At 63.4% G+C, this 2,175-nt stretch carries 1 pseudogene; it reads right to left on the bottom strand.

The features are described from left to right. Nucleotides 1–2,175: pseudogene (locus tag ACFODV_RS00195) on the bottom strand (DNA-directed RNA polymerase subunit beta'); the annotation flags it as partial.

Below are 2,175 nucleotides of genomic sequence, written 5' to 3'. Positions count from 1 at the left end.
TCGCAGGCTCCTTGGGCTTGCGTGCCTCGAACAGGTCGGCCACGCGGGGCAGACCACCGGTGATGTCCTTGTTGGCAGACGCCTCCACCGGGATTCGGGCGACGACTTCACCCACGCCAATCCTTGCGCCATTGTCGGCGGTGACGATCGACTTGCCGGGCAGCAGGTACTGCACCGGAGTGTCGGAACCACTGACGGTCACCGGCTGGCCGGACGCGTCATTTAGCAGGATCATCGGTCGCTTGTCGCGACCGGCCATGGGACGGGCCGCCGACTCGATCACCTCGATGGAGGAGAGACCGGTCATCTCATCCACGGTACGGTGGATGGTGAGGCCCTCGTCCATGTCGGCGTACTGCACGACGCCCTCGCCCTCGGCGACGATGGGATGGGTGTGCGGATCCCATTTAGCCACCGCCTGGCCGGAGTCGACAGGATCACCGTCTTTGACAGAGAGCTCGGCGCCGTAGGGCAGCTTGTAGTACTCGCGCTCACGACCGTGATCATCGGCAACGGCCAGGGCGCTGGAGCGGGACACCACTACCAGCTTGCCATCGCCGCGCTCTACGTACTTGATATTGTGCAGGCGCACGTGCCCGCCATGCTTGACCTGAACGCTGTCTACCGCGGAGGCCCGCGATGCCGCGCCGCCGATGTGGAAGGTCCGCATGGTCAGCTGGGTGCCAGGCTCACCGATGGACTGAGCGGCGATGACGCCTACCGCCTCACCGATGTTCACCTGGTGGCCGCGCGCCAGGTCGCGACCGTAACAGGTCGCACAGACGCCATGCACGGTCTGGCAGGCGATGGCGCTGCGCACCACGATCTCGTCGACGCCCATGGTATCCAGCTCGGCACACCACTTCTCGTCGAGCAGGGTCCCCCGCGGAATCAGAACATCGTTGCTGGCCGGATCGATGACGTCCTGGGCCACCACGCGACCCAGCACGCGCTGGGCCAGTGAAACGATAATATCGCCACCCTCGATCACCGGGTGCAGCGTCAGACCGTTCTCGGTGTCGCAGTCAGTCTCGGTGATCACCATGTCCTGAGCCACGTCGACCAGGCGACGCGTCAGATAGCCCGAGTTGGCGGTCTTGAGTGCCGTATCCGCCAGTCCCTTACGGGCACCGTGGGTCGAGATGAAGTACTGAAGTACGTTCAGGCCCTCACGGAAGTTGGCGATGATCGGGGTCTCGATGATCGAGCCGTCCGGCTTTGCCATGAGACCACGCATGCCCGCCAGCTGGCGAATCTGGGCGGCGCTACCGCGCGCGCCGGAGTCGGCCATGATGAAGACGCTATTGAAGGAGTCCTGCTCGACCGAATTGCCATGGCGGTCGATCACGGTCTCTTTCTCGATACCGTCCATCATTGCCCGGGCCACCTTGTCGTTGGCCTTGGACCAGATGTCGATCACCTTGTTGTACTTCTCGCCAGCGGTGACGAGACCCGAGGAGAACTGGTCCTCGATCTCCTTCACCTCATCCTCGGCGGCCTCGATGATCTCGGCCTTGGCGTCCGGGATAACGAAGTCGTTGACACCGATGGAGGCGCCGGACCAGGTGGCCATGCGGAAGCCAGTGAACATCAACTGATCAGCGAAGATGACCGTCGGCTTGAGGCCCGCACGACGATAGACCTCGTTGAGAAGCTTCGAGATGGCCTTCTTCTTCATCGGCTGGTCGATCAGCGCGAAAGGTACGCCCTCCGGCAGGATGCGGAACAGCAGCGCGCGGCCCACTGTGGTGTCGTAGAGGCGGCGATGCTGACTGCGCTCGCCGGTCTCCTCGTCCACATCGACCTCATCAAGACGCACCTTGACCCGGGCATGCATCGCGACGTTCTGGGTGCCGAAAGCGCGATCGACCTCGTCGAGGTTGGCAAATACCATGCCCTCGCCCTTGTCGTTGATCTTCTCGCGGGTCATGTAATAAAGACCCAGCACCACGTCCTGGGAGGGCACGATGATCGGCTCACCGTTGGCCGGCGACAGCACGTTGTTGGTCGCCATCATCAACGTCCGCGCTTCGAGCTGGGCTTCCAGAGTCAGCGGCACGTGGACCGCCATCTGGTCACCGTCAAAGTCGGCGTTGTAGGCGGCACACACCAGCGGGTGCAACTGGATCGCCTTGCCCTCGATCAGCAGCGGCTCGAAGGCCTGAATGCCGAGGC

The organism is Halomonas tibetensis, from assembly GCF_042643535.1.
Classification (GTDB): domain Bacteria; phylum Pseudomonadota; class Gammaproteobacteria; order Pseudomonadales; family Halomonadaceae; genus Halomonas; species Halomonas tibetensis.
The sequence above is the reverse complement of the archived record's forward strand: the minus strand, read 5'-3'. Positions and strand labels throughout refer to the sequence as shown.